Annotated in this window: 19 protein-coding genes and 5 tRNA genes; 9 read left to right on the forward strand and 15 right to left on the reverse strand. The window is 58.9% G+C overall.

What is annotated here, in order from left to right:
- Positions 1-2 precede the first annotated feature (2 nt).
- The 8 genes from ACZ9BB_RS14205 to uvrB form a co-directional block, all read right to left on the reverse strand.
- Complete coding sequence (locus ACZ9BB_RS14205) at positions 3-836, reverse strand: alpha/beta fold hydrolase (RefSeq protein WP_476214322.1); 834 nt, start codon at positions 834-836, stop codon at positions 3-5.
- A 30-nt stretch (positions 837-866) separates the two neighbouring features.
- The gene (locus ACZ9BB_RS14210) at positions 867-1,406 is read right to left on the reverse strand and encodes a TetR/AcrR family transcriptional regulator (RefSeq protein WP_476214323.1); all 540 of its coding nucleotides are present in this window, start codon (positions 1,404-1,406) and stop codon (positions 867-869) included.
- Positions 1,407-1,589: 183 nt separating this feature from the next.
- Positions 1,590-1,665 (reverse strand) — tRNA-Glu (locus ACZ9BB_RS14215).
- 79 nt (positions 1,666-1,744) lie between these two features.
- Positions 1,745-1,820 (reverse strand) — tRNA-Ala (locus ACZ9BB_RS14220).
- A gap of 53 nt (positions 1,821-1,873) precedes the next feature.
- Positions 1,874-1,949: transfer RNA gene (locus ACZ9BB_RS14225), tRNA-Glu, on the reverse strand.
- A 79-nt stretch (positions 1,950-2,028) separates the two neighbouring features.
- A tRNA-Ala gene (locus ACZ9BB_RS14230) sits at positions 2,029-2,104 on the reverse strand.
- A 190-nt stretch (positions 2,105-2,294) separates the two neighbouring features.
- Entirely contained in the window at positions 2,295-3,776 is a 1,482-nt protein-coding gene (gltX, locus tag ACZ9BB_RS14235; RefSeq protein ID WP_476214324.1) for a glutamate--tRNA ligase, read from the reverse strand.
- 256 nt (positions 3,777-4,032) lie between these two features.
- Positions 4,033-6,048, reverse strand: a complete 2,016-nt coding sequence (gene uvrB, locus ACZ9BB_RS14240; protein ID WP_476214325.1) for an excinuclease ABC subunit UvrB — start codon at positions 6,046-6,048, stop codon at positions 4,033-4,035.
- Between the two features lie 350 nt (positions 6,049-6,398).
- Here uvrB and ACZ9BB_RS14245 point away from each other — a divergent pair, with 350 nt between their 5' ends.
- Both ACZ9BB_RS14245 and ACZ9BB_RS14250 read left to right on the forward strand, forming a co-directional pair.
- On the forward strand, positions 6,399-7,595 hold the full coding sequence (locus tag ACZ9BB_RS14245) for an amino acid aminotransferase (RefSeq protein WP_476214326.1): 1,197 nt from the start codon (positions 6,399-6,401) through the stop codon (positions 7,593-7,595).
- Positions 7,596-7,829: 234 nt separating this feature from the next.
- A complete protein-coding gene (locus tag ACZ9BB_RS14250; protein WP_030132391.1) occupies positions 7,830-8,030 on the forward strand; it encodes a hypothetical protein in 201 nt (66 codons plus the stop codon).
- Here the strand turns inward: ACZ9BB_RS14250 and ACZ9BB_RS14255 are convergent.
- A complete protein-coding gene (locus tag ACZ9BB_RS14255) occupies positions 8,027-8,257 on the reverse strand; it encodes a hypothetical protein (protein ID WP_019649343.1) in 231 nt (76 codons plus the stop codon). The two genes, ACZ9BB_RS14250 and ACZ9BB_RS14255, sit on opposite strands and share 4 nt — an antisense overlap.
- 227 nt (positions 8,258-8,484) lie before the next feature.
- Between ACZ9BB_RS14255 and ACZ9BB_RS14260 the strand changes: the two genes are divergently transcribed.
- Both ACZ9BB_RS14260 and ACZ9BB_RS14265 read left to right on the forward strand, forming a co-directional pair.
- Positions 8,485-8,560: transfer RNA gene (locus ACZ9BB_RS14260), tRNA-Asn, on the forward strand.
- Between the two features lie 270 nt (positions 8,561-8,830).
- Positions 8,831-9,286, forward strand: a complete 456-nt coding sequence (locus ACZ9BB_RS14265) for a hypothetical protein (RefSeq protein WP_476214327.1) — start codon at positions 8,831-8,833, stop codon at positions 9,284-9,286.
- Between the two features lie 288 nt (positions 9,287-9,574).
- Here the strand turns inward: ACZ9BB_RS14265 and ACZ9BB_RS14270 are convergent, their stop codons facing one another.
- On the reverse strand, positions 9,575-11,092 hold the full coding sequence (locus ACZ9BB_RS14270; protein ID WP_476214328.1) for a nucleobase:cation symporter-2 family protein: 1,518 nt from the start codon (positions 11,090-11,092) through the stop codon (positions 9,575-9,577).
- Between the two features lie 255 nt (positions 11,093-11,347).
- Between ACZ9BB_RS14270 and ACZ9BB_RS14275 the strand changes: the two genes are divergently transcribed.
- Both ACZ9BB_RS14275 and ACZ9BB_RS14280 read left to right on the forward strand, forming a co-directional pair.
- Positions 11,348-11,629 (forward strand): BrnT family toxin, encoded by a 282-nt coding sequence (locus tag ACZ9BB_RS14275; protein ID WP_476214329.1) that lies wholly within the window; start codon positions 11,348-11,350, stop codon positions 11,627-11,629.
- A 3-nt stretch (positions 11,630-11,632) separates the two neighbouring features.
- Positions 11,633-11,977 (forward strand): BrnA antitoxin family protein, encoded by a 345-nt coding sequence (locus ACZ9BB_RS14280; protein ID WP_476214330.1) that lies wholly within the window; start codon positions 11,633-11,635, stop codon positions 11,975-11,977.
- Between the two features lie 93 nt (positions 11,978-12,070).
- Here the strand turns inward: ACZ9BB_RS14280 and ACZ9BB_RS14285 are convergent, their stop codons facing one another.
- From ACZ9BB_RS14285 to ACZ9BB_RS14300, 4 genes are all read right to left on the reverse strand, one after another.
- A complete protein-coding gene (locus tag ACZ9BB_RS14285; RefSeq protein ID WP_476214331.1) occupies positions 12,071-12,898 on the reverse strand; it encodes an arylamine N-acetyltransferase family protein in 828 nt (275 codons plus the stop codon).
- A gap of 113 nt (positions 12,899-13,011) precedes the next feature.
- Positions 13,012-13,806 (reverse strand): exodeoxyribonuclease III, encoded by a 795-nt coding sequence (xth, locus tag ACZ9BB_RS14290; protein WP_476214332.1) that lies wholly within the window; start codon positions 13,804-13,806, stop codon positions 13,012-13,014.
- 112 nt (positions 13,807-13,918) lie between these two features.
- Positions 13,919-16,477: a bifunctional diguanylate cyclase/phosphodiesterase gene (locus ACZ9BB_RS14295; protein ID WP_476214333.1), complete on the reverse strand. Its 2,559-nt coding sequence runs from the start codon at positions 16,475-16,477 to the stop codon at positions 13,919-13,921.
- 189 nt (positions 16,478-16,666) lie between these two features.
- Positions 16,667-18,238 (reverse strand): sensor domain-containing diguanylate cyclase, encoded by a 1,572-nt coding sequence (locus tag ACZ9BB_RS14300; protein ID WP_476214334.1) that lies wholly within the window; start codon positions 18,236-18,238, stop codon positions 16,667-16,669.
- A gap of 322 nt (positions 18,239-18,560) precedes the next feature.
- On the opposite strand from ACZ9BB_RS14300, the gene ACZ9BB_RS14305 reads away from it, so the two are divergent.
- Positions 18,561-19,043, forward strand: a complete 483-nt coding sequence (locus tag ACZ9BB_RS14305; RefSeq protein ID WP_476214335.1) for a hypothetical protein — start codon at positions 18,561-18,563, stop codon at positions 19,041-19,043.
- 3 nt (positions 19,044-19,046) lie between these two features.
- Here the strand turns inward: ACZ9BB_RS14305 and ACZ9BB_RS14310 are convergent, their stop codons facing one another.
- Positions 19,047-20,798 carry a L,D-transpeptidase family protein gene (locus ACZ9BB_RS14310; protein WP_476214336.1) on the reverse strand — a complete coding sequence of 584 codons (1,752 nt, stop codon included), beginning with the start codon at positions 20,796-20,798 and terminating at the stop codon, positions 19,047-19,049.
- A gap of 81 nt (positions 20,799-20,879) precedes the next feature.
- Here ACZ9BB_RS14310 and ACZ9BB_RS14315 point away from each other — a divergent pair, with 81 nt between their 5' ends.
- Complete coding sequence (locus tag ACZ9BB_RS14315; RefSeq protein ID WP_476214337.1) at positions 20,880-21,587, forward strand: murein L,D-transpeptidase catalytic domain family protein; 708 nt, start codon at positions 20,880-20,882, stop codon at positions 21,585-21,587.
- A gap of 147 nt (positions 21,588-21,734) precedes the next feature.
- Positions 21,735-23,537, forward strand: coding sequence for a copper resistance system multicopper oxidase (locus tag ACZ9BB_RS14320; RefSeq protein WP_476214338.1), 1,803 nt, complete (start codon positions 21,735-21,737; stop codon positions 23,535-23,537).
- Positions 23,538-23,545 lie beyond the last annotated feature (8 nt).

The following is a 23,545-nucleotide window of genomic DNA, read 5'->3' on the forward strand; positions in this document are numbered from 1 at the left end:
GCTCAGGCCGATTGGCGCGATTGCAGGCTGCGACCGGCCAGCAGCGAGAGAACACCGTCGATCACCCGAGGATCGGCCAGCACCCGCTGATGCCCGCCCTCTTCCAGGCGCAACAGACGGCTGTCGAACCAGGCTTCGTGAATCAACTGGGACTCCTTGACCGACACAAAGCTGTCGTCCTCGGCATGGACGATCAGCCCCGGCATATCGAGCTGATAGTGCGCAACATCCAGTGCAGCGGCGCGCATGCCGACGTCTTTTTCGACCTGCCGAATGAACGCCGAACGGGCTTTGGGCGGCAGGCGCACATAGCGCGCGAAGCCACGCAATACCCCGAGAATTCGCGCCGGGGCGGCGATCGAGACCAGGGTTTCGGTGCGCAAGCCCAACTGAACTGCAAGCATGGCACTGGCGCCGCCCATGGAGTGGCCGATCACCGCTTGCAGCGGCGGCAATTCAGCGGCCGCTTCGAGCATGGCCCGAGCGAACAGCACCACATTAGCCTCGCGACCAGGCGAGCGACCGTGAGCCGGGCCGTCCAGGGCAACCACCGTGTAACCGGCATCGACCAACGCCGTGATCAGCGCGGCAAACTGGGTCGGCCGGCCTTCCCAGCCGTGCATCAATAACACCGCCGGCCCCTGCCCCCAACGCAGCGCCGAGAGGCCGAAGCGCAAGGTGATTCGTTCGGATTTCGCCAGCAGCGGCAATTCCCAATCGCGCGGCGGCAATTCCCGCGGAGTCATGAATGCCAGGCGCATCTTGCGCGCCACCAGCTTCGGCGCGAACCAGCCCAAGGTGCCATTAACGCCACGAACCCAGCTCAACGCGTTCATCGCCCATCTCCTCAGGCTGATGCCTTTAGGTCACAGCACCGCCGATTTGGCGGCGCGCAGCAATCGATCGGACAACTCTCCGGGCCCCAGCGCCCGCGCCAGGGCCAAACCACCCACCATCAAGGCGATGTCGGCCAAGGCCTTGTCGATGTCTTCCGGGCTGGCTGCCAACTGCGCGACCATCAATTCAACATGTTCATTCAACGCCACACGGAATTCGTCCGGCAGACGGCCCAGTTCACCGAGCGACGCTGGAACCGGGCATGCCTGCTCGGTGGAATCACGGTGTTTGCGCGACAGGTAGAACGCTGCGACCAACGCGCGACGCTCTTCGCCGGTCAACTCGGCATCCATGTCGGCGATCAAGTCACGACGATGGCTGAGCAGCTGCTTGAACGCCTCCAGCATCAACGCGTCCTTGCTTTCAAAGTGTGCGTAGAAACCGCCGACCGTCAGGCCCGCCGCGCCCATCACTTCGCCCACGCTCGGCTCAGCCGGGCCGCGCTGGATTAGCGCCGCACTGGCAGCCTTGAGGATGCGTTGGCGGGTTTGAGCTTTTTTATCGTTCATCGTTACCTCCGAATATTACGACTAGAATATTATTCTCATAATAATTTTTCGCAAGTCGTGGATGTGACCGCTGGTCTGAAGAACAGTTTTGGGGGGAAAAGGAGATTTGGCCAAACGCCAGACAAACAAAAGGGCCATTCAATAATTGAATGACCCTTAAAAATCCCGCAAAGCGGGTAATCGTGGCGTCCCCTAGGGGACTCGAACCCCTGTTACCGCCGTGAAAGGGCGGTGTCCTAGGCCACTAGACGAAGGGGACACAAACCCTTCTATACAATGATCAGTGCTGAGAGCTGATCGATTCAAGGCCGGTGTGGCCAGACCTTGAACTGTAAAATTGGTGGAGCTAGACGGGATCGAACCGTCGACCTCTTGCATGCCATGCAAGCGCTCTCCCAGCTGAGCTATAGCCCCGGATTTTTCGCCTCACGGCGGAGCGACATCTTGCAACATCGCTTCTGTAAAACTGGCGTCCCCTAGGGGACTCGAACCCCTGTTACCGCCGTGAAAGGGCGGTGTCCTAGGCCACTAGACGAAGGGGACGCAAACCCTTCTATACAACTGATCAACGCTGAGTGTTGATCGCTTCAAGGCCGGTGTGGCCAGACCTTGAAGTGTAAATTGGTGGAGCTAGACGGGATCGAACCGTCGACCTCTTGCATGCCATGCAAGCGCTCTCCCAGCTGAGCTATAGCCCCTCATCGCTGAGGACGGGGCGAATCTTAATGGCGCATCGGAAGGCTGTCAAACTTATTTTTAACAATTTCCAAAATTTTTTGCCCACATAACAATCACTTACCGCCCTCCCCCCGAAAAACGGGGGTGGCGCCGAAGAGCAAGATCAAAAGATCGCAGCCTTCGGCAGCTCCTACACAAAGTTAAACAGCCTTAAGCGATAGCGCCCAGGAGTTTTTCCCACTCCTTGTTTTCTTTCTTCGACACGCCGCCCAGCAAGTCGATGGCCTGGCGCAGACGGAAACGGGTCAGGTCCGGACCGAGGATTTCCATCGCGTCGAGCACCGACACCGAGCTGGCCTGCCCCGTGATTGCAGCGAACATCAGCGGCATGGCATCACGCAGCTTCAGCTCCAGGGATTCGACCACTGCCTGGATGGTTGCAGTGATGCTGTTCTTCTCCCACTGGCGCAGGCTTTCCAGCTTCCACAGGATCAATTGCATCAACTGACGAACCTGATCGCCCGAGAGCTTCTTGGATTCGAACAGCTTGGCGTCCGGGTTCACGCCACCGGCAAAGAAGAAGCCGGCCAGCGGTGCGACCTGGCTGAAGGTTTCAACCCGACCCTGCACGTGCGGTGCAATCTTCATCATGTACTCAGGGTTCAGTGCCCACTTCTGCACCCGAGCGGCGAACTCTTCCACTGGCAGGTCACGCAACCACTGGCCGTTGAGCCACGACAGTTTCTCGATGTCGAAAATCGGCCCGCCAAGCGAGACGCGGCTCAGGTCGAAGTTGTCGACCATTTCCTGCAGGGAGAACTTCTCGCGCTCGTCCGGCATCGACCAGCCCATGCGGCCCAGGTAGTTGAGCATCGCTTCCGGCATGAAGCCCATGCGCTCGTAGAACGTCACCGAGGTCGGGTTCTTGCGCTTGGACAGCTTGCTCTTGTCCGGGTTACGCAGCAGCGGCATGTAGCACAACTGCGGTTGCTCCCAGCCGAAGTACTCGTACAAAAGGATCAGTTTCGGCGCCGATGGCAGCCATTCTTCACCGCGCAAGACGTGGGTGATGCCCATCAGATGGTCATCGACCACGTTGGCCAGGAAGTACGTCGGCAGGCCGTCGGTCTTCATCAGCACTTGCATGTCCATGCGGTCCCACGGGATCTCGACGTCGCCACGCAGCATGTCTGGCACCACGCACACGCCTTCGGTCGGCACTTTCATGCGGATCACGTGTGGTTCGCCGGCGGCCAGGCGGCGCGCAACTTCTTCCTTGGACAGCAACAGCGCACGACCGTCGTAACGCGGGGTTTCGCCGCGCGCCATTTGCTCAGCACGCATCTGGTCCAGCTCTTCGGCGGTGCAGAAGCACGGGAAGGCATGGCCCATGTCGACCAGTTGCTGGCAGTACTTCTGGTAGATATCGCCGCGCTCGCTCTGACGGTAAGGACCGTGCGGGCCGCCGACATCCGGGCCTTCGCTCCAGTCGATACCCAACCAGCGCAGGGCATCGAAAATCTGCTGTTCGGACTCGCGGGTCGAACGCAACTGGTCGGTGTCTTCAATCCGCAGGATGAACTCACCGCCATGCTGCTTGGCAAAGCAGTAGTTGAACAAAGCGATGTAAGCGGTACCTACGTGGGGATCCCCGGTAGGCGATGGCGCGATGCGAGTGCGGACGGTGGTCATGGCATGTCTCGAAAAGAATAAAAAGCGAAGATCAAACAAGAGGCGAATGGTAACAGGCGATAGCGGCCCGGCTCCAGTCAGCAGGGTATTTAAGAAGATTGATGTCTGGATAGCGCCAGGGCTTTGGACCGTGGCGCGCCTTTCGCGGGCAAGCCTCGCACCTACAGGTACGCGCCGGTCGCAAAATGGGTGAACGACACAGCCCTTGTAGGAGCGAGGCTTGCCCGCGAAGAGGCCCTCACAGACAACACAAAGATCAAACGACCAACAACCGCTCCCGCAACTTGCCGATCTCGTCGCGCAACTGCGCCGCAGCTTCGAATTCCAGGTCGCGGGCGAGCTGGTACATCTTCTCTTCCAACTGACGAATGCGTTTACTGATCTCGCTTGGCGAACGCAGTTCGGCCTCGTACTTGGCACTTTCCTCGGCGGCCTTGGCCATGCCTTTGCGCTTCTTGCTGCGCGAACCTGGCACGGTCGCGCCTTCCATGATGTCGGCGACGTCCTTGAACACCCCCTTGGGCGTGATGCCGTTGGCCAGATTGAAGGCGATCTGCTTGTCGCGACGACGCTCGGTTTCGCCGATCGCCCGCTCCATGGAGCCGGTGATGCGATCCGCATACAGAATCGCCCGGCCATTGAGGTTGCGCGCCGCCCGACCGATGGTCTGGATCAGCGAGCGCTCGGAACGCAGGAAACCTTCCTTGTCCGCGTCGAGAATCGCCACCAGCGAGACTTCCGGCATGTCCAGGCCCTCACGCAGCAGGTTGATCCCCACCAGCACATCGAAGGTGCCCAGACGCAAGTCGCGGATGATCTCGACCCGCTCCACAGTGTCGATGTCCGAGTGCAGATAACGCACACGCACGCCGTGGTCGGCCAGGTAATCGGTCAAATCTTCGGACATGCGCTTGGTCAGCGTGGTGACCAGTACCCGCTCCTCCTGGGCCACGCGCTTGGTGATTTCCGAGAGCAAATCGTCGACCTGGGTCAGCGCCGGGCGAATCTCGATTTGCGGGTCCACCAGGCCAGTCGGGCGCACCAGTTGCTCGACCACGCGCCCTGCGTGTTCCGCCTCGTAGTTGCCCGGCGTGGCCGAGACAAAAATCGTCTGCGGGCTGATGCTTTCGAACTCGTCGAAACGCATCGGTCGGTTATCCAGCGCCGACGGCAGGCGGAAACCGTATTCCACCAACGTCTCTTTACGCGAACGGTCGCCCTTATACATGGCACCGACCTGCGGCACGCTGACGTGGGATTCGTCGATCACCAGCAAGGCGTCGGCCGGCAGGTAGTCAAACAAGGTGGGCGGCGCCTCGCCGGATGCACGGCCCGACAGGTAGCGCGAGTAGTTTTCGATACCGTTGCAATAACCCAGCTCGAGAATCATCTCCAGATCGAAACGAGTGCGCTGTTCCAGTCGCTGCGCTTCCACCAGCTTGTTGTTGGAGCGCAGATATTCCAGGCGCTCCTGCAACTCGACCTTGATCCCTTCGACGGCGTCGAGCAGGGTTTCCCGCGGCGTCACGTAGTGGCTTTTCGGATAGAACGTGAAACGCGGCAACTTGCGCGTCACTTCGCCGGTCAACGGATCGAAAGCGGAAATCTTCTCGACTTCATCATCGAAGAGTTCGATGCGGATCGCTTCAAAATCAGATTCCGCCGGGTGGATATCGATCACATCGCCGCGCACCCGGAAGGTCGCCCGGGCGAAGTCTATGTCGTTGCGGGTGTATTGCAGGTCAGCCAGGCGACGCAGCAGCGCACGCTGGTCGAGCTTGTCGCCGCGATCCACGTGCAACACCATCTTCAAATAGGTTTCCGGGCTGCCCAGACCGTAGATGCACGACACCGTGGTGACAATGATCGCGTCATTGCGCTCCAGTAATGCCTTGGTGGCCGACAGGCGCATCTGCTCGATGTGGTCGTTGATCGAAGCGTCCTTCTCGATGAAGGTGTCCGACGACGGCACGTAGGCTTCGGGCTGGTAGTAATCGTAGTAGGAGACGAAGTACTCAACGGCGTTGTTCGGAAAGAACGCCTTGAACTCGCCATACAACTGTGCGGCCAGGGTTTTGTTGGGCGCCAGTACCAGGGTCGGGCGCTGCACCTGAGCGATCACGTTGGCGATGCTGAAGGTCTTGCCCGAACCGGTCACACCGAGCAGCGTCTGGTGCGCCAGCCCGGCCTCGATGCCCTCGACCATCAGGCGGATGGCTTCCGGCTGATCGCCGGCAGGCTTGAAACGGGTGACTAGCTGGAATTCAGACATAAGTACCTCTCGGTTCTCGGTGCGGGGTCACCCTTGCCCAGCTACGCCGGCCAGGAACGGAAAAGACCGCAAACGACCGATGTCGCCCGAGGAAAAAACTGGATTGTGCTCAATGTGGAGCCGATTGCCATCGCTTTCAAGGTAAACGTCCTACATTGGGCGAAGCCTTTGACGATGCCACGCGGCCAATGATCGTAAAATAATTCGAAAAACTTACCGTAAAAGCCGAATCGCCTGTCGCCATCAATCGCTGATGACCTCTATACTAGCTCCCCGTTTGTGCACCGCTCTAGTGCATTCGGCTGGAGCGCGACACGTCCCTCCACACTCCATTCAGAGCCGCCGCAATAATGAGCCTGTTCTCCGCTGTCGAAATGGCACCACGCGATCCAATCCTGGGCCTCAACGAAGCATTCAATGCCGATACCCGTACCACCAAGGTCAACCTGGGGGTCGGTGTTTACTGCGACGAGCAAGGGCGAATTCCTCTCCTGCGCGCCGTTGTCGAAGCCGAGACGATTCGCGCCGCTCAACACGTATCCCGTGGTTACTTGCCGATCGACGGCATCGCCGCCTACGACCAGGCCGTGCAGAAACTGCTGTTCGGCAATGATTCGCCGCTGATTGCTGCTGGCCGGGTCATCACCACCCAGGCCGTCGGCGGTACTGGCGCGCTGAAAATCGGTGCCGACTTCCTCAAGCAACTGCTGCCGAACGCCGTCGTGGCGATCAGCGACCCGAGCTGGGAAAACCACCGCGCACTGTTCGAAACCGCCGGTTTCCTGGTGCAGAACTATCGCTACTACGACGCCGCCACCCACGACGTTAACCGTGCAGGCCTGCTCGAAGACCTGAACGCCCTGCCATCCGGCTCCATCGTTGTGCTGCACGCTTGCTGCCACAACCCGACCGGCGTCGACCTGAGCCCGGCGGACTGGAAAAACGTACTGGACGTGGTGAAAGCCAAAGGTCACGTACCGTTCCTCGACATGGCCTACCAGGGCTTTGGCGACGGTATCGATGAAGACGCCGCTGCCGTGCGCCTGTTCGCCGAATCGGACCTGACCTTCTTCGTCTCGAGCTCGTTCTCCAAATCCTTCTCGCTGTACGGCGAGCGCGTTGGCGCCCTGTCGATCGTCAGCGAATCGAAAGAAGAAAGCGCGCGCGTACTGTCGCAAGTCAAACGCGTAATCCGCACCAACTACTCCAACCCGCCGACCCACGGCGCAAGCATCGTCGCCGCCGTGCTGAACAGCCCGGTACTGCGCGCCCAGTGGGAAGAAGAACTGGCAGAAATGCGCCTGCGGATTCGCGGCATGCGCACCCAGATGGTCGACCTGCTGGCGAAAAACGCTCCACAGCGCGATTTCAGCTTCGTCGGTCGCCAGCGCGGCATGTTCTCCTACTCTGGCCTGACAGTTGAGCAGGTAACCCGTCTGCGTAGCGAGTTCGGCATCTACGCCCTGGACACCGGCCGCATCTGCGTTGCCGCGCTGAACCAGAGCAACATCGACGCTGTGACCAAGGCCATCGTTGCGGTGATCTGAGTGGTAGCGTGATATGGAAACGGGAAGCCAGATGGCTTCCCGTTTTTATTGGCCGCAGATAAATCTCAAAGCAGCAGCTGCGCCCTTTAAACTCCACACAAATTAAATGTGGGAGCGAGCCTGCTCGCGATAGCGGTCTTTCTGTCACAGAGATACAAGATGTGCCGCCACCATCGCGAGCAGACTCGCTCCCACAGGTTATGAGTACACCCGAGAATTCTTGCGAGAACCCACATGAAAAACGATGACCTACGCGCCGACCGCGACGAGCTGGACCACTTCGTGCCCCGCTCCTCGGCCAAACGCGGTAATAACCTGGTGCTGCAAGTGGCTGCGGGCGTGTTCCTTGGCGGCCTGGCCTTGTGGCTGGTGCAACTGGCCGCCACGATGCTGTACGCCAAACTGATGCTTGCCACCATTACCTTCGGCGGTTAGGCCAGTTCGCTGGCGCGCTGGCTGGCCGCGTCGTCATAAGCCACATAAAGCGACTCGGCCACCTGGCTTTTGATCGCCTTGGTGCTTTCCAGGCCCAGGACAAAACCTTCGGCCTTGCCGCCCGCGCGATTCAGCTCGTCAGCGGTGCTCGCCTGAGTGATCGCGTCGAACAGTTTCTCGGCGTGCGGGCCGACACCTTTGGGCAGGCTGATCTGAGCGATGCTCATGCGCATACCCCGCTGTTTAGCGGCGTGAGGGTTGGTTGATTCATGGCGCGTACCTTTTCGGCTGAGGGCCGGCAGCGCGTGTCACCACTTCCGGGCAGCCATGGTAGACCTCTCCCGCGCTTCTGGTAACCGCCAATGGCTGATAAACCACCCTCTGATCCGATGAAAACACCAAATTACCAACAGATGCTTGACTTCTCTTTTTGAATCAGTAACATACACGTCATTCCGCGATAGCTCAGTTGGTAGAGCAAGTGACTGTTAATCACTGGGTCCCTGGTTCGAGTCCAGGTCGTGGAGCCAGACAGCAAAATCGAAAAGCCCCTGAATCGAAAGGTTCAGGTGCTTTTTTGTGTTTGACGAAAAGACACGATCCTATGAATTCCCTACCCCGACAGAGTAGGAAACTTCCTGATTTTCTGTAGCCGTGTTTTAGGCTTTCGCCTGAGCCCCCGTAAACCCTGGACTAGAGCATCAATAGCCACTTTCGTAGTGGCCGGGTGCTGACTGTAAAACAGCGAACTTGTGCGTTATGAATAGCGCCTTTCGCTTGCCGATCCCTGGATTGTTTACGTGTCAGAGTTACTTAAACTCAAGGAGAACGTCCTTGTCCCTCATCCTTGCGGCTCATTGAGCTTTGGCATCCTTCCCGACATGCCCAGGTTCAATTTACGGGGAGGTGAAATATTTCTGCGGGTAGGGATACACAAAGGGATCAACAAAGGGTTCGGAGTTCGACACATCTGGGAAGCGCACAAGGCAGACCTGGCAAAATATGGCTGCCGCACCATTGATGATGTGGCGATCCATATTGCCAAAATGATCGTACCCGGCGCCCCCATCTACTGCGAATTCAAGGAAATGAAAGGTGATCACAGAGTCGCCGTACTTAAAAACCCTACCGGCTCGCTCATTCTGGAGCCTCGAAACGAACGTCGCGGCTTCGGATACTACGTCATAACCTGGTACCCCAAGAGGCGCGCAGAAGGCACTCTGGTCGGCACAATCGCCAAACCAGATTCCAGGTAATAAAAAAGGCGCCCTGTAAGGACGCCTTTTGAATATTTCGAGGAGTAGTCGCAGCGATTCTTTAGCTCCTGGCCACGAACGGCCTTGGGTTCAGAATCCGACCAGCATGCCAGTCGTCACTACTTCAGAGGGAGCCAGCTCCTCTGCTGCCAACAAGATGGGGGGCCAATACTGGAGGCCAAGCCCAAGGATGCGCAATTGCAGACCTCGAAATCAATTTTCAATCATGCGTGGAGCGAGTGTCAACCTGACTGACAATTGAATCGATCGACCCAGCGTTGATCACTGTCAAACATGCTCACTGCTTTTCGCATGCACCGCCCGCGGCTCGGCATGCCCATGGTCCGTCTCCACCACCGGAATCTCATTCCCGTCACAGTCATGCAGTTTGCCTTCGCTGAAGTAATCCCCTTCCCGTAACGCCGCCAGGTCCTGATAGCGCAAGACCCGCTCGGTACCGGCCGCAAACACCGATTGTTGATCCGAGTTGCCGGCGGTGAGGTGATTGAAGGTCAGGTTCAATACGATGGCCATGATCGCCGAGGAGCTGATGCCCGAGTGGAAGATCGTCGCGAACCAGCTGGGGAAGTGGTCGTAGAAGTTCGGTGCGGCGATGGGGATCATGCCGAAACCGATGGAGGTGGCGACGATGATCAGGTTGACGTTGTTGCGATAGTCGACCTTGGACAGCGTCCGAATGCCACTGGCGGCGACAGTGCCGAACAGCACAATGCCGGCGCCGCCGAGTACGGAGGTCGGCACGGCGGCGATGACCCGGCCCATGAATGGCAGCAATCCCAGCACCACCAGAAACACACCGCCGGTGGCTACCACAAAACGGCTCTTGATCCCGGTCACCGCCACCAGCCCGACGTTCTGGGCGAAGGCGCTCTGAGTGAAGGAGCCGAAGATCGGCGCGACCATGCTCGACAGCATGTCGGCGCGCAGGCCGTTGCCCAGGCGTTTGGAGTCGACTTTAGTGCCGATGATTTCACCGACGGCCAGAATGTCGGCGGAGGTTTCCACCAGGGTCACCATGATCACAATGCACATCGACAGGATCGCGGCGAAGTGGAAGGTCGGCATGCCGAAATGGAACGGTGCCGGGAAGCCGAACATCGGGCCTTGGGTGACGGACGAGAAATCCGCCATGCCGAGGAACACGGCGATGACTGTGCCGATGACCATGGCCAAGAGGATCGACAAACGGGAGATGGTCGCACTGCCGATCTTGCTCAACAACAGCACCAGCACCAGCGTCACCGCCGCCAGGCCAATGTTCGCCATGCTACCGAAGTCCGGCGCGTGGCTGTTGCCACCCATGGCCCAGCGCGCGGCCACTGGCATTAGCGTCAAGCCGATGGTGGTGATCACAATGCCGGTCACCAGTGGCGGAAAGAACTTGGTGATTCGCGAGAACACCGGCGTGATCAGCAAGCCGATCAGCGATGCGGCAATCACTGCCCCGAGAATCGACTGAAAGCCGCCCTCCCCGCCACTGCTGACAATCGCCACCATGGTCGCAACGCCGGAGAACGAGACACCCTGCACCAGCGGCAACTGACAACCGAAGAACGGCAAACCCAGGGTTTGCAGCAATGTCGCCAGCCCCCCTGCAAACAATGAAGCAGCAATCAACAAACCGATGTCCGCCGGCGAGAGCCCGGCCGCCTGGCCGATGATCAAAGGCACCGCGACGATACCGCCGTACATGGTCAGAACGTGTTGCAGGCCATAAGCCATATTCGCGCCGATCCCGAGGTTTTCGTCCTCAGGCCGTTGGTGTGAAACATGGGGCGTTTTCATGGTTGGGGAGGTTCCCTGGTTTTTGTTGTGCGCACACTGTATTCAATACTCAGGACAAATGTCCATAGAGTTGTATACAACTAACCAGTCTGATTATGGACATGTGTCCACGCAGCCCTTTAACCCGTGGTGCCTGTCGCCTAAAACTCTTTGCAATACATCCTTCCTCCCCTTTCCCTCCCCACCGCTAATCTTTTGCTTTCCAAGCGACCGCCGGCACGGCCGCCCCTCGCTTATACATATAAAGTATGCATAATGAAGTCATTCGAAATTCAGTATCACAAGGCAAAGAACGCGGCCAACAAACTAAAGCATCAAGGCGTCAGCCTCGCAGAGACAGAACCCGTGTTTTACGACGAACGAGCCCTGACGCTTCAGGACAACCACCATGATGAGCAGCGATGGATCATCATCGGGCTGGATGCCAAAGGTCGCTTACTGGTCGTTGCATACACCTACCGCGACCCGAATTTCGTGCGAATCATTTCCGCGCGCATCGCCACCAAAAACGAGCGTCGCCACTATATGGAGGCTTGACCGATGAAAGATGAATACGACTTCAGCAACGCCAAGCGTGGAGCGATTGCCTCCAGCAAAGGCAAGACCCGAATCACCATCATGCTCGATGATGTCGTCATAGAGGCCGCGCGCGCGCTGGCAGAAAGCGAGGGGTATGGCTACCAGACGGTGATCAACAATACTTTGCGTCAGGCCTTGCTCAGCGATAAAGGCAGCATGGCGAAACCCGATCAGAACACTGCGGTTGCAAATGTCGGGCATTTCAAAAAAGGCATCACCGCTTCCGAACTGCAAAGCCTGGAGAAAAAGTTGTCAGAGGCCCTCAGCGAAATCCATCACGTGATGGAGCTGGAAGTTCGCTCCTAGACACGAGCTCAAAACACCTACGCCTGGATCGACCAAAAGAAAAAGGGACGAATTGATCAAATCCGCCCCTCTACGTGGTGCTCAATTTGCCTGCTACACAGTCTCGATCAACCGCTCGAACACCCGCATCAGAGCCTCCTGCGCCGGCACCCGAATTGCGAATTCACTTTCCAGTAACCCGATCAACTCCTGCGCATCCGCCACTTGCCGCCGTTCACTGTCGCGGCCCATGTGATGAATGGCAAAACTGCCGTTGTTCAGCGTGCGACGCCATCCCTCCCCTGTTCGCGCCACCATCAGTTGCTTGACGAAGGACGATTCGGGATGGGTCGAGACGTACCAGTTGCCGAGGGTGTAATCGATGTCTTCCTGACGTTGCAGGTCGAAGATGTACATCGCCCGCCATTCGCCGCCGACGTTGGCGCGCAGGGTGTAGCCGTCCGCATGCGGTTCGATGCGATAGGGTTCGTGGGGGGTGAGCTGTTCGGCTTCGCTGTCGAGCATCAGCGGCGCGGTGGGCACCATGCCACCGAAGCCGACGTCGGTGATGTAACGCACGCCGTCGAGGGTCACCAGGCTCAAGCGGTGAGTGCGTGCGGTCCACGCGCCTTCGGGTTGGCCCATGATCACGCGGCCGGTGATGCCGCGCGCCTCGAAACCCAGCGTCTGCAGCAAGGCCAGGAACAGGTTGTTGAGTTCGTAGCAGTAACCGCCGCGGCCATCGTGCAGGACTTTCTGCTCGATGGAAGGCAGGTCGATGAGCACCGGCTGGCCCAATAACGTGGTGAGATTTTCGAACGGGAAGGCACCGGTGTGGCGCAGTTGCAGTTGGCGCAGGGTTTCCAGGGTCGGCGCCGGGGGCGCATCGAAGCCCAGGCGTTGCAGGTACAGCGCAAGATTCTTCAGTTTTGGCTCGCTCATCGCTTAATCCTTATGCATGGGGCCCGCGGATCACTCCGCCGATGGGCGCCATGTATAAGGGAAAAAGCGTTCGGACCGATAATTGATTTCGCCAATCATGGTGCCGGCAGCATCTATCGCCGCTTGCGTGCACCCAATCGAATCCATGCCGGTGCATGATCGCTGGCATGAGGTTCGTTGCGAACCCAGGCATCGACGCCCGCCTCTTGCAGGTAAGGACTCAATGCCGGGTTGAGCAGCAGATGATCAATGCGCAACCCCGAGTTCTTCTGCCAGTGCTGCCGGAAATAATCCCAGAAGGTGTAGATCCGCTCCTCTGGATACAGATGACGCAGGGAATCGGTCCAGCCCTGATCCAGCAGCCGCTGATAACACGCGCGACTCTCGGGTTGCAGCAGCGCATCTTTGAGCCAGGAGCGCGGGTTGTAGATGTCCAGATCGGTGGGCACCACGTTGTAATCGCCGGCCAGCACCACCGAATGGTCGCTGCCCTGAAGGTCCTTGGCGTACGAGATCAGACGCTCGAACCACGCCAGTTTGTAATCGAACTTCGGTCCCGGCTGCGGATTGCCGTTGGGCAGGTACAGACAACCCACCAGAACCCCATGCACGGCAGCTTCCACGTAGCGGCTATGGGTGTCGCTGTCATCGCCCGGCAAACCGCGCCGGCTCTCCAGCGGTTGCGCATCGCGCGCCAGAATCGCCACCCCGTTCCACGACACCTGGCCGTGCCAGACGGCGCCATACCCGGCCGCCTCCAGCTCCGCGACGGGGAATGCACTGTCCACCGATTTAAGTTCCTGCAAGCAGGCAATGTCTGGCTGCTCGCGAGCAAGCCACGCCAGCAGATTCGGCAGACGGGCGCGCATGCCGTTGACGTTGAAGGTGGCAATCTTCAGGTTCTTCATGGTCCGACGCTCGCAACGGATGGGCGATATCCAGTTGTGACCGGTGGCTGCCACGGCAGTTGCCGCGGCGAATGAAACAGGCGACTAAAGGTGCGGGGTGTGCTGCACAAAATCATCCTGCGAGGCCTTGAGTAACGGCAGCAACGCATACTTGTCCCACCGGCCGACTGAGGTAGAACCCCTGCACTTCATGGCATTGGTCCGAGATCAGGAAGTCCAGTTGCTCCAGCGTCTCGACGCCCTCCGCGGTGACGGTCAGGCCCATGGCCTTGCCCAGGTTGATGATCGCCTGCACCACGGCGCGATCATTGCTGCCGTTACTCATGGACGCAATGAAGCGCTTGTCGATCTTGATCCCGTCAAACGGATACGTGCGCAGGTAACCCAGCGAAGAATAACCAGTGCCGAAATCATCCATGTTTAGCCGCACGCCCAATTCCTTGAGCGCGATCATGGTCGACAGAGCGCCATCGACATCAATGAGCATGACGTTTTCCGTGATCTCCAGCTCCAGTCGACTGGCAGGCAAGCGGGTCTGGATCAACACCTCCCGGACATCCTCGATCACATCGCTACGGGCAAACTGCACCGGCGACAAGTTGACCGACACCATCATTGCACCGGGCCAGGTCAGGGCCGTTTCGCACGCCTCGCGCAGCACCCAGCGACCCAATGGCACGATCAGGTCGGTCTGCTCGGCCAACGGAATAAACGCATCGGGGCTCAACAAGCCTTGCACCGGATGCTGCCAGCGCAGCAGCGCTTCGACCGAGACGATCTGCTTGCCATCGACGTGATAACGCGGTTGGTAATGCATCACGAACTCGTTGTTCTTGATCGCCTGACGCAGGTCGTTTTCCAGTTGTCGGCGATGCTGAATCTGATCATTCATGTGCGGCGCAAAGTAGCACCAGGTCTTCTTGCCATTGGATTTGGCCTGATACAACGCGATATCGGCACACCGAATCAGCTCCTGCGGAATATGCCCCTGGCGCCTACTCAGGGCGACACCGATGCTCGCGCCGATGTGCAGCGTGTGATGGTCGTAATGAATCGGCTGATGCAGGCTGTCGAGCAGGCGCTCGCAAAAGCGGTCGATTTCCGCGTGGCTGTCCATGCCGTGGAGCACCAGCACGAACTCGTCGCCGCCCAATCGGGCAACCAGGTCAATATCCCGCGTGCACTCGCGCAAACGTATTGCCGCTTCCAGCAGTACCGCATCGCCGGCCGGGTGGCCGAGGGAATCGTTGATTGGCTTGAAGTTATCCAGATCGATCATCAACAGCGTCAGCGCCGTCGACTGCTCCTTCAACGCCAGCGCCTCTTCAAGATAGCGCGCCAGTTTGTTGCGGTTCGGCAGCCCGGTCAGCGCGTCGTGCAACGACAAATGCTGGATCTGCGCATGGGCGGCGACTTCATCGGTGATGTCGTTGGCCGTCCCGCGAAATCCCAGCACTGTGCCCTTACGCTGAATCGGTCGCGCCGACACCCGGCAGACCCGTTGTTGCCCCGATTGATCGCGGTAAGAACAGCGCAGGTGGCTGACGGCTTGCTCTTCATCGAGTTTGTTCAGCCACAGTGACAAGGGCGTTGTATCGCAGTTGAGCAGTTGCCCGATGTTCTGCCCCAGCCATTGCTGATCGGAGAACCCGGTGACGGTGCCGAAGCGCCCCGACAGATAAGTGATGCAATGCTGGTCATCGATTTCCCAGATCCAGTCGGATGCGGCCTCGGCCACCGCGCGAAAACGCTCTTCACTGGCTTCCAGCGCCTGATTGGATAAATCCAGACTGGTGTAACTGGCATCCACATGCCCGGACGTACGCAGGACATAACGAAAGAAGTACGCCGTCAACAACGCCAGAACCAACAACGCCCCGCCCAGCGGTGGCAGCAGCGACCAGAGTAACTGATGACCTGGCAGCTCAAGCCGGGAGACCAGGCTGTAACCGGTGCCAGCGAGGGCAATGGCGGGCTGACCGGGAGCGATGGCATTGTCGGGCGTCAGGCTCAAGTCGTGCAAACCGTAATCGGCGCTCAAGATGCTGAGCTTTTCCGGATTCAACTCATCGACGTAGATCAGCACCGAAGTACTCTTGGGATCGACTGCCGGGCGTTCGTCGTTGGGCACGATCGCGGCGGCCGTCAACAGCGCGGGTTTGCCCTCGAACAAGGTGTAGCGGCTTACAGGGCTGATCAGGTTCTCCTGGCTCTGGATCGCCTCGATGAGGGGCGCCATCGAGGTCGACAGATAGGCCGCCATCTCGTCCTGTACCTGAAGCCCGCGCACCACGGCGTATTTTGTTCGCTGAAGATCGACCACGAAAACGCCATCGTAGTGGTCCATGGTGAACAGGGTTTTACCCACGTTCTGCTCGACGTAGGCCCATTGCACATCGACCTCGCCGTTCAGGTGATCGTAGGCCGTCGTCCAGTTGGCATAACTGGTGATGTAGTTTTTCGTGGCGATGATGCGGTTTTCCAGCGCGCGCTGGGTATAAAACGTGGTCTTGGCCAGGTCCTCGGCATCGAGCCGCCCGGCAATACTGAACAGGGCGATCAGCGCGATCAGCACCCCAACCACAAACAACAGACCGACAACCAACATCAGGTTGCGGGTAATCGGGGTATGGCGCGCAGGTGCAGCGGTGGTAACGGCAGACAAATCCATGCACTTGATCCTGTCAATCGATTGCCCGATCGGGATGAGACCGGCGGGCCCGGTCGGTCAGGTATGACAGCCAGGCTCTCTCCACTGACCATAGCAGGCATGCTCGATCATCGCTCCTGGATAACGCAAGTCATTGCCACACTTGAAGAACCGGTCACAAGAACCATTGCCAATCGATGACCGCAAGCATCATCGATCCGAGCGCATCAGCGCCTCGACGCCCCCTTCCATCGACAACACCGCCGAGCGGTTTCGTCCCGAGTGCTTGGCCTGATACAACGCCGCATCTGCGCGCTTGATCAACATTTCGGTGCTGTCGTGCTCCTTTGGTACAAATGAATAACAGCCAAGACTGACCGTCACATAGCCCGTGGATGAGGCGCTGTGGATGATGTTTTTGTCCATGACGCTGCGGCGGATCTGTTCGGCGATTGTCAGCGCACCATGGATGTCGGTATCGGGCAGCAACACCGCGAACTCTTCACCGCCATAGCGTACCGCGAGGTCGGTGTTGCGGTGACAGCAACTCTTCAGTGCCCGCGCCACTTCGGCCAGGCAGTGGTCCCCGGCCACATGACCGTAGGTGTCGTTATAGCGTTTGAAGTAATCGATATCGAGCATGATCAGGCTCAGCGGGCTCGACCGTCGGGCACCGCGCCCGAACTCGACCTCCAGCGCCCGCTCGAACAGCCGACGGTTGGCCAAACCAGTCAGACTATCGTGGGTGGCGATCAGCTCCAGTGTTTTCTGTGCCTTGCGCAAATCCGCCTCGATGCGCTCGCCGGCGCGCACCTGATGAATGAACACCCAACCGAACAACCCCACACCGAGGACAACCAGGGCAACGATCACGCTGGATTGAATCGCCGTGTCGTTCCAGTCCTTGAGGATCGCGTCCCTGGACGAGGCCGCTGCGACCACCAGCGGATAGGCATCGAGCTGACGGTAGCCATACAACCGAACGATGCCATCCACCACCGAGGCGATCATGGCATTGCCGGACGTCGCGCCAGGCAACAGTGTTTGAAAAATTTCGCCGTGAGCCAATGACGTGCCGATCTGCGACTCCACAAACGGCCGTCGCGCCAGCAGCGTTCCATTGGTCAACGCTAAAAACATCGCGCCGTTATTGTCGAGGCTGAAGCTTTTGAAGAACTGATCGAAGTACGACATCTTGATCCCGGCCAGCAACACGCCCTGAAAATCACCGTTCTTGTCGTTTATCCGCATGGAAACCGGAATGATCCACTCACCATTCTCCCTACTGCGAATCGCAGGCCCGATGTGTGCCAGGGACGATACGTTCTGCTGGTGAAACCTGAAATACTCGCGGTCCGCCACCCCTGGCCCACGGGGCAGATTCTCGAACGACGTCACGACCCATTGTCCCTGCTTGTCGAACAGAAATATCCCGTGCAACTGATGCAGCGTCTGCACCCTGCGCGCGAAGGTCTTCTGCAAGCGTGGTCTCTGGACAGCGTCGAAGCCATCGGCCTGAATCCAGTCCACCAGACTGGTCAGCACCAGATCGGCTTTCATGAACGTGTCTTCGGCCTGCTGCGCGATGGCCCGGGTCAGGTTCGACGACGACACCTCGGCCAACGCCAGATCGTGCCGACGCGACTGCTCCAGTTGCAGGTAAAGCAGGCCACCGAGACACAGGCACACTGCCGCAATAAACAGCACCGCAGCTTTGAGCAGGGGCAGCCGCTTCAAGGCACCATCGGGCGCATGGTGCGGATCGGGAATGGGGATAGGCAAAAGCGAGTCCTGAAAGGGTAAGGCATGGGCAGAGGCCCAAAACCCTTATTTTTTGTGAGCCTAGTCTACGGGGTTGCGCGAGGTAAATGCACCAGACTTACAGCGATCGACTTACCCGACGAGTGAAATACACGCCGAGGGGTAATCAGCGCCTTCACCCAAGACAGCTGTTAGTCAGTTAAGCCATTAGCCGCGACGCACTCTTTTGTAGTGACTGGCATTTATCCCTAAGGACCGCAGGCGTTTCAATCGTATGACGCAAGGCAAAACCGCATGACCTTGAAGGAGCTACGATTAACTGACATCACGACAGGAAATCGAAATGAGTAAAGCAGACGAGCTCGCCGAGAAGCTGAAACAATCCCGGCAAACCAGTGCCGATGCGACCATCGCCGATCAGGCGATCGACAGTTGGCCGGGCCAGGTCTACGACTTGTATCACCAGATCGAAACCTGGCTACAGCCACTGATCGAGGTGGGTCTGAAACTACGGCGCAACTCCACTCACGTGTTCGAGAGTGCCCCGGACGGGGCGACTTACGACTACGCCATCGACCAATTGCTGATCGAAGGTAACCACCACAGCATCAGCTTCGACCCCGTCGCCCGCTTCACCACCGACGGCGCCGGGCGAGTCGAAATCCACTCCACAGGCAAGGAACTCGCCCTGTTGCGAACCGTGAGCGAACACGGCGAGACGCAGTGGTGGCTTCAGGCAATCGAGCAATCCGGACAACAACCGGATGCGATCGCGCTGACGGAACACAATTTGCTGCTGGCCGTGCAAGAAGGCTTGGGGCTTTAAGGCCTACAAATTGCTCTGCTCCGCCGCTACCGAGGGAGGCGCCTCTCGCCTCCCGTCCAGCGCCGGCCGCTCCGAAGGCCGATTCAACGCCCGCAATACCGGGGAGTCATAGCCATACACATCGGGCTTGAATGTCACGCGCCCATCAAGACTCAGGTCCACCGTCCAGTAGGCCAACAGCACCGGCACTTTCACCGGGAGCCTGATGTTCTCTGTCTTGCCGTTGGCTAACTGCTTTTGAATCCCTTCGCTGTTCCAGTGAACCGGATCGTTGAACAACAGCTCCACCAATTGCAGCGGGTTTTCTACCCGAATACAGCCGGAGCTGGTCGCGCGGTTGGATTTCGCGAACAACTCTCGATGCGGCGTGTCGTGCAGATAAATCGAATAGTCATTGGGAAAACGAATCACCACCTGGCCCAGCGAGTTATCCGCCCCCGCATCCTGCCGCAAGGTAAGGCCGCGCGGGTTATCCCAATCGACAGTGGACGGATCGAGCACATTGCCTTCTCGATCGATCACGCGAATCCGGCTTGCCTCAAGGTAGCCAGGATTGTCGCGAATCTTCGGCAGCATGTCCTTGAGCAGAATCGTCGGTGGCACGGTCCAGGTGGGGTTGAACGTGACGTAGGTGATCGCGGATTGAAAAATCGGCGTGCTGCGAAACGGCTTACCGACCTGCACCCGTGAGCGCCAGATCGGTTTGCCATCGCGATAGAACGCGACTTTATACCCGGCGATATCGACAACGACAAAGGTGCCCTGAAGCTTGTACAGCAGCCACCGCGCCCGTTCCATGTTCACCCGCACTTGATCGATTCGCGCCTCGACCGACACATTCAGCTCCGCGAGCGTCGCCGGCCCCGCTACACCGTCCGCCCCAAGGTATTGCTCGGTCTGAAACTTCTTCACCGCCGCGGTGACGGCGTCGTCGTAGTCGGTGCGAGCAGTCACTGACGTGGCGAGATAACCGCCCGCCGCCAGACGGGCTCGCAATAGAGCGACCGAGGCGTCGTCCATGCCGGGTCTGAGCGTCTGCGCTTCCGGGATCTTTGGCCAGCCGCCCCGGTCGCGAACCTTGCGCAGTTGCGCCAAGCCCTGCCGCAATGTGCCATAAACCGCTTCTTGTGGCGGTGCCTGGGCGAAAGCGCGCGCGATGTCATGGCTGTCGAGGGCGGCAAAAAATTTATTGACGTCCTCCCGAGGATCGACGCCAGCGGGGTCGAAGTTCCAGTGGATGTCCAACCGCGAAGGGTCGACCTTGCCGCGCCGCAACTGCAGCAGGGCCGTGATGAACGTTCGGGTGGCGGAGAGATCAAAGGCTGCCCGTTGCCCAGGGGTTGGGGTGGTTGTCTGCATCAATGCGCGGGCCTCGGCCAACTCGGCGATCCGGAAATCCGCGGGGTTCAGGCCATCGGCCTGGGTATCGCCCAGGCTTTTCAACAACTGGGCGACATCGTCATCGTCCGTCCAGGCGGCGCGATAGCCACGATGGCTATAAAAATCCAGCACTACTCGGTTCACATCGACCCGTTGATGACGTGGCGAGGTGAGCAGCGGCGGAAACGCCGAACTCAATGGCGCCAACTCCGCCTGAATCGCTTGGCCAACATAATCGCCAGGTGCCGCTTCAGCCGCAGGGCTAATGGGAGATACCGGCTCAATCGGCGAAGTTTGTGCGATCGCCGTGCCGCTTATCAGAAAGCCCATAAAAAATATGCGGCTTATGACGAATAACCTTGTTAACTGCCCCATGGATAATCCTTAATCTCCCGTTTTGAACCGGCTAGCGTCGTGCGCGCTGCTAGACTCGAAATATTCAGATGAGACTTGCATATGGCCCCACACCGCTTTGGCTGCTTAATGACGGCCCTGCTGCTGACTGCTTTTTTTACATTACCGGCAGCCTACGCCGATTCGCTTGAAGCTGCCTTGGTCAAAGCGGCCCCCGATGCCAACGCCAAAGTCATTGCCCTGGCCGTTCGCGCCTCCCAATGCAGCCGGGCCCAAGGCACGTCCCCGGTGCAGAGACTCGCAGTGATCGATTATTCCCTGCCCTCGACCGTACAACGTCTTTGGGTATTCGACCTTAAACAACGCAAATTGTTGTTCCATGAACTGGTCGCCCACGGTCGCAACAGTGGCGAGAACATGGCCAGCCAGTTCTCCAATCAGAATGCCAGCTACGCCACCAGCCTGGGTTTGTACCGCACCCAATCCAGCTACGTCGGGCAGAACGGTTATTCGCTGCGCATGGAAGGTCTGGAACCGGGTTTTAACGACAACGCCTTCGAACGGGCGATCGTCATTCACGGCGCGCCTTACGTCAGCCCTGCCCTGGCGCGGGCCAATGGCCGGATTGGCAGAAGTCTCGGCTGCCCGGCGGTGAGACCCGCAATTGCACATCGGCTGATCGACTCGATGAAGGATGGGCAGTTGTTATTTTCTTACTACCCGGATCAGCGTTGGTTGAAGTCTTCTTCGTATATCAATTGCGGTAACGCCACCGTGGCGGATTCGTCCAGGTCCAATAGCAGTCCTTGAACACCGTGTGAAACTGTCAAAACTGTAATCCTGGCCTCAGCCTGCTGAAAGGCACCGCCCGTTAGCCTCCTTCCCCATTGAGTTCTCTTCCTTCCGCTCAGGATGGACCTGAGGGCTTCATCAGGCTGACGGACGGGATAAAACGGCATGCATTCCAACACCTCAAGACGCACCTTTGTGAAGGGCCTGGCCGCTGGCGGAGTGCTCGCTGGCCTCGGGCTGTGGCGCACGCCGGTCTGGGCGGTCACCAGCCCCGGCGAACCGAATGTGCTGGCCGGTACCGACTTCGACCTGTTTATCGGCGAAACCCCGGTCAACATCACCGGCAACCCCCGCACCGCAATGACCATCAACGGCGGCATTCCCGGCCCCCTGCTGCGCTGGCGTGAAGGCGACACCGTCACGCTGCGGGTGAAAAACAAACTCAAGGACAGCACTTCCATTCACTGGCACGGCATTTTGCTGCCGGCCAACATGGACGGCGTGCCGGGCCTGAGCTTTCATGGGATCGAACCGGATGGCATGTACGTTTACCAGTTCAAGGTCCGGCAGAACGGCACTTACTGGTACCACAGCCATTCGGGGCTTCAGGAACAATCCGGGGTGTATGGACCATTGGTGATCGACGCCAAGGAGCCGGAGCCTTTCCTGTACGACCGCGACTACGTGGTGATGCTCACCGACTGGACCGACGAAAACGCGGTCAGCCTGATGAAGACGCTGAAAAAACAGTCCGACTACTACAACTACCACAAGCGCACCGTGGGCGATTTCATCCACGACGTCAGTGAGAAAGGCTGGGGCTCGACGGTCGCCGATCGCAAGATGTGGGCCGAGATGAAGATGAACCCCACTGACCTGGCCGACGTCAGCGGCGCCACTTACACCTTCTTGATGAACGGCCAGGCACCGAACATGAACTGGACCGGCCTGTTTCGCCCTGGCGAAAAGTTGCGGTTGCGGTTTATCAACGGCTCCGCCATGACCTATTTCGACGTGCGTATTCCGGGTTTGAAAATGACCGTGGTCGCGGCCGATGGCCTGCACGTCAAACCGGTGAGCGTCGACGAATTCCGCATCGCGGTGGCGGAGACGTTCGATGTGATCGTCGAGCCGACCCAGGACGCCTACACCCTGTTCGCGCAGTCGATGGACCGTACGGGATATGCGCGAGGCACCCTTGCGGTAAAAGCCGGATTGACGGCGACTGTTCCGCCGCTGGATCCGCGGCCGCTGGTGACCATGGATGACATGGGCATGGGCGGGATGGATCACGGCAGCATGGGCGGTGACATGGCGGGGATGGACCACGATGCCATGCAAGGCATGAACGGTGGTGACATGCAGGGCATGGACGGCGGCGACATGCAGGGCATGGACAGCATGGCCGGAATGGATCACAGCAGCATGGCCGGTATGGCCGGTATGCAATCCCATCCCGACACGGAAAAAGACAACCCGCTGGTGGACATGCAAGCCATGACCACCACGCCAAAACTCGACGACCCGGGCATAGGCCTGCGCAACAACGGCCGCCGTGTGCTGACCTACTCCGACCTGCGCAGCACATTCGAAGACCCGGACGGCCGCGAGCCCGGCCGCACTATCGAACTGCACCTGACCGGCCACATGGAGAAGTTCGCCTGGTCGTTCAACGGCGTGAAGTTCTCCGACGCTGAGCCGCTGCGACTCAAATACGGCGAGCGGGTTCGGGTGGTGCTGGTCAACGACACGATGATGACTCACCCCATTCATTTGCACGGCATGTGGAGCGACCTCGAAGACGAGAACGGCCAGTTCATGGTGCGCAAACACACCATCGACATGCCGCCCGGCTCAAGGCGCAGCTATCGGGTCACCGCCGATGCGCTCGGCCGCTGGGCCTATCACTGCCATCTCCTGTACCACATGGAAATGGGCATGTTCCGTGAAGTTCGCGTGGAAGAATGAGGCGCTAC

It is taken from the genome of Pseudomonas sp. TE3552 (assembly GCF_056278945.1).

Coding starts and splice junctions, on each gene's coding strand:
- ACZ9BB_RS14205 (WP_476214322.1), bottom strand. CDS start 836: ATGAACGCGTTGAGCTGGGTTCGTGGCGTTAATGGCACCTTGGGCTGG.
- ACZ9BB_RS14210 (WP_476214323.1), bottom strand. CDS start 1,406: ATGAACGATAAAAAAGCTCAAACCCGCCAACGCATCCTCAAGGCTGCC.
- gltX (WP_476214324.1), bottom strand. CDS start 3,776: ATGACCACCGTCCGCACTCGCATCGCGCCATCGCCTACCGGGGATCCC.
- uvrB (WP_476214325.1), bottom strand. CDS start 6,048: ATGTCTGAATTCCAGCTAGTCACCCGTTTCAAGCCTGCCGGCGATCAG.
- ACZ9BB_RS14245 (WP_476214326.1), top strand. CDS start 6,399: ATGAGCCTGTTCTCCGCTGTCGAAATGGCACCACGCGATCCAATCCTG.
- ACZ9BB_RS14250 (WP_030132391.1), top strand. CDS start 7,830: ATGAAAAACGATGACCTACGCGCCGACCGCGACGAGCTGGACCACTTC.
- ACZ9BB_RS14255 (WP_019649343.1), bottom strand. CDS start 8,257: ATGAGCATCGCTCAGATCAGCCTGCCCAAAGGTGTCGGCCCGCACGCC.
- ACZ9BB_RS14270 (WP_476214328.1), bottom strand. CDS start 11,092: ATGAAAACGCCCCATGTTTCACACCAACGGCCTGAGGACGAAAACCTC.
- ACZ9BB_RS14275 (WP_476214329.1), top strand. CDS start 11,348: ATGAAGTCATTCGAAATTCAGTATCACAAGGCAAAGAACGCGGCCAAC.
- ACZ9BB_RS14280 (WP_476214330.1), top strand. CDS start 11,633: ATGAAAGATGAATACGACTTCAGCAACGCCAAGCGTGGAGCGATTGCC.
- ACZ9BB_RS14285 (WP_476214331.1), bottom strand. CDS start 12,898: ATGAGCGAGCCAAAACTGAAGAATCTTGCGCTGTACCTGCAACGCCTG.
- xth (WP_476214332.1), bottom strand. CDS start 13,806: ATGAAGAACCTGAAGATTGCCACCTTCAACGTCAACGGCATGCGCGCC.
- ACZ9BB_RS14295 (WP_476214333.1), bottom strand. CDS start 16,477: ATGGATTTGTCTGCCGTTACCACCGCTGCACCTGCGCGCCATACCCCG.
- ACZ9BB_RS14305 (WP_476214335.1), top strand. CDS start 18,561: ATGAGTAAAGCAGACGAGCTCGCCGAGAAGCTGAAACAATCCCGGCAA.
- ACZ9BB_RS14310 (WP_476214336.1), bottom strand. CDS start 20,798: ATGGGGCAGTTAACAAGGTTATTCGTCATAAGCCGCATATTTTTTATG.
- ACZ9BB_RS14315 (WP_476214337.1), top strand. CDS start 20,880: ATGGCCCCACACCGCTTTGGCTGCTTAATGACGGCCCTGCTGCTGACT.
- ACZ9BB_RS14320 (WP_476214338.1), top strand. CDS start 21,735: ATGCATTCCAACACCTCAAGACGCACCTTTGTGAAGGGCCTGGCCGCT.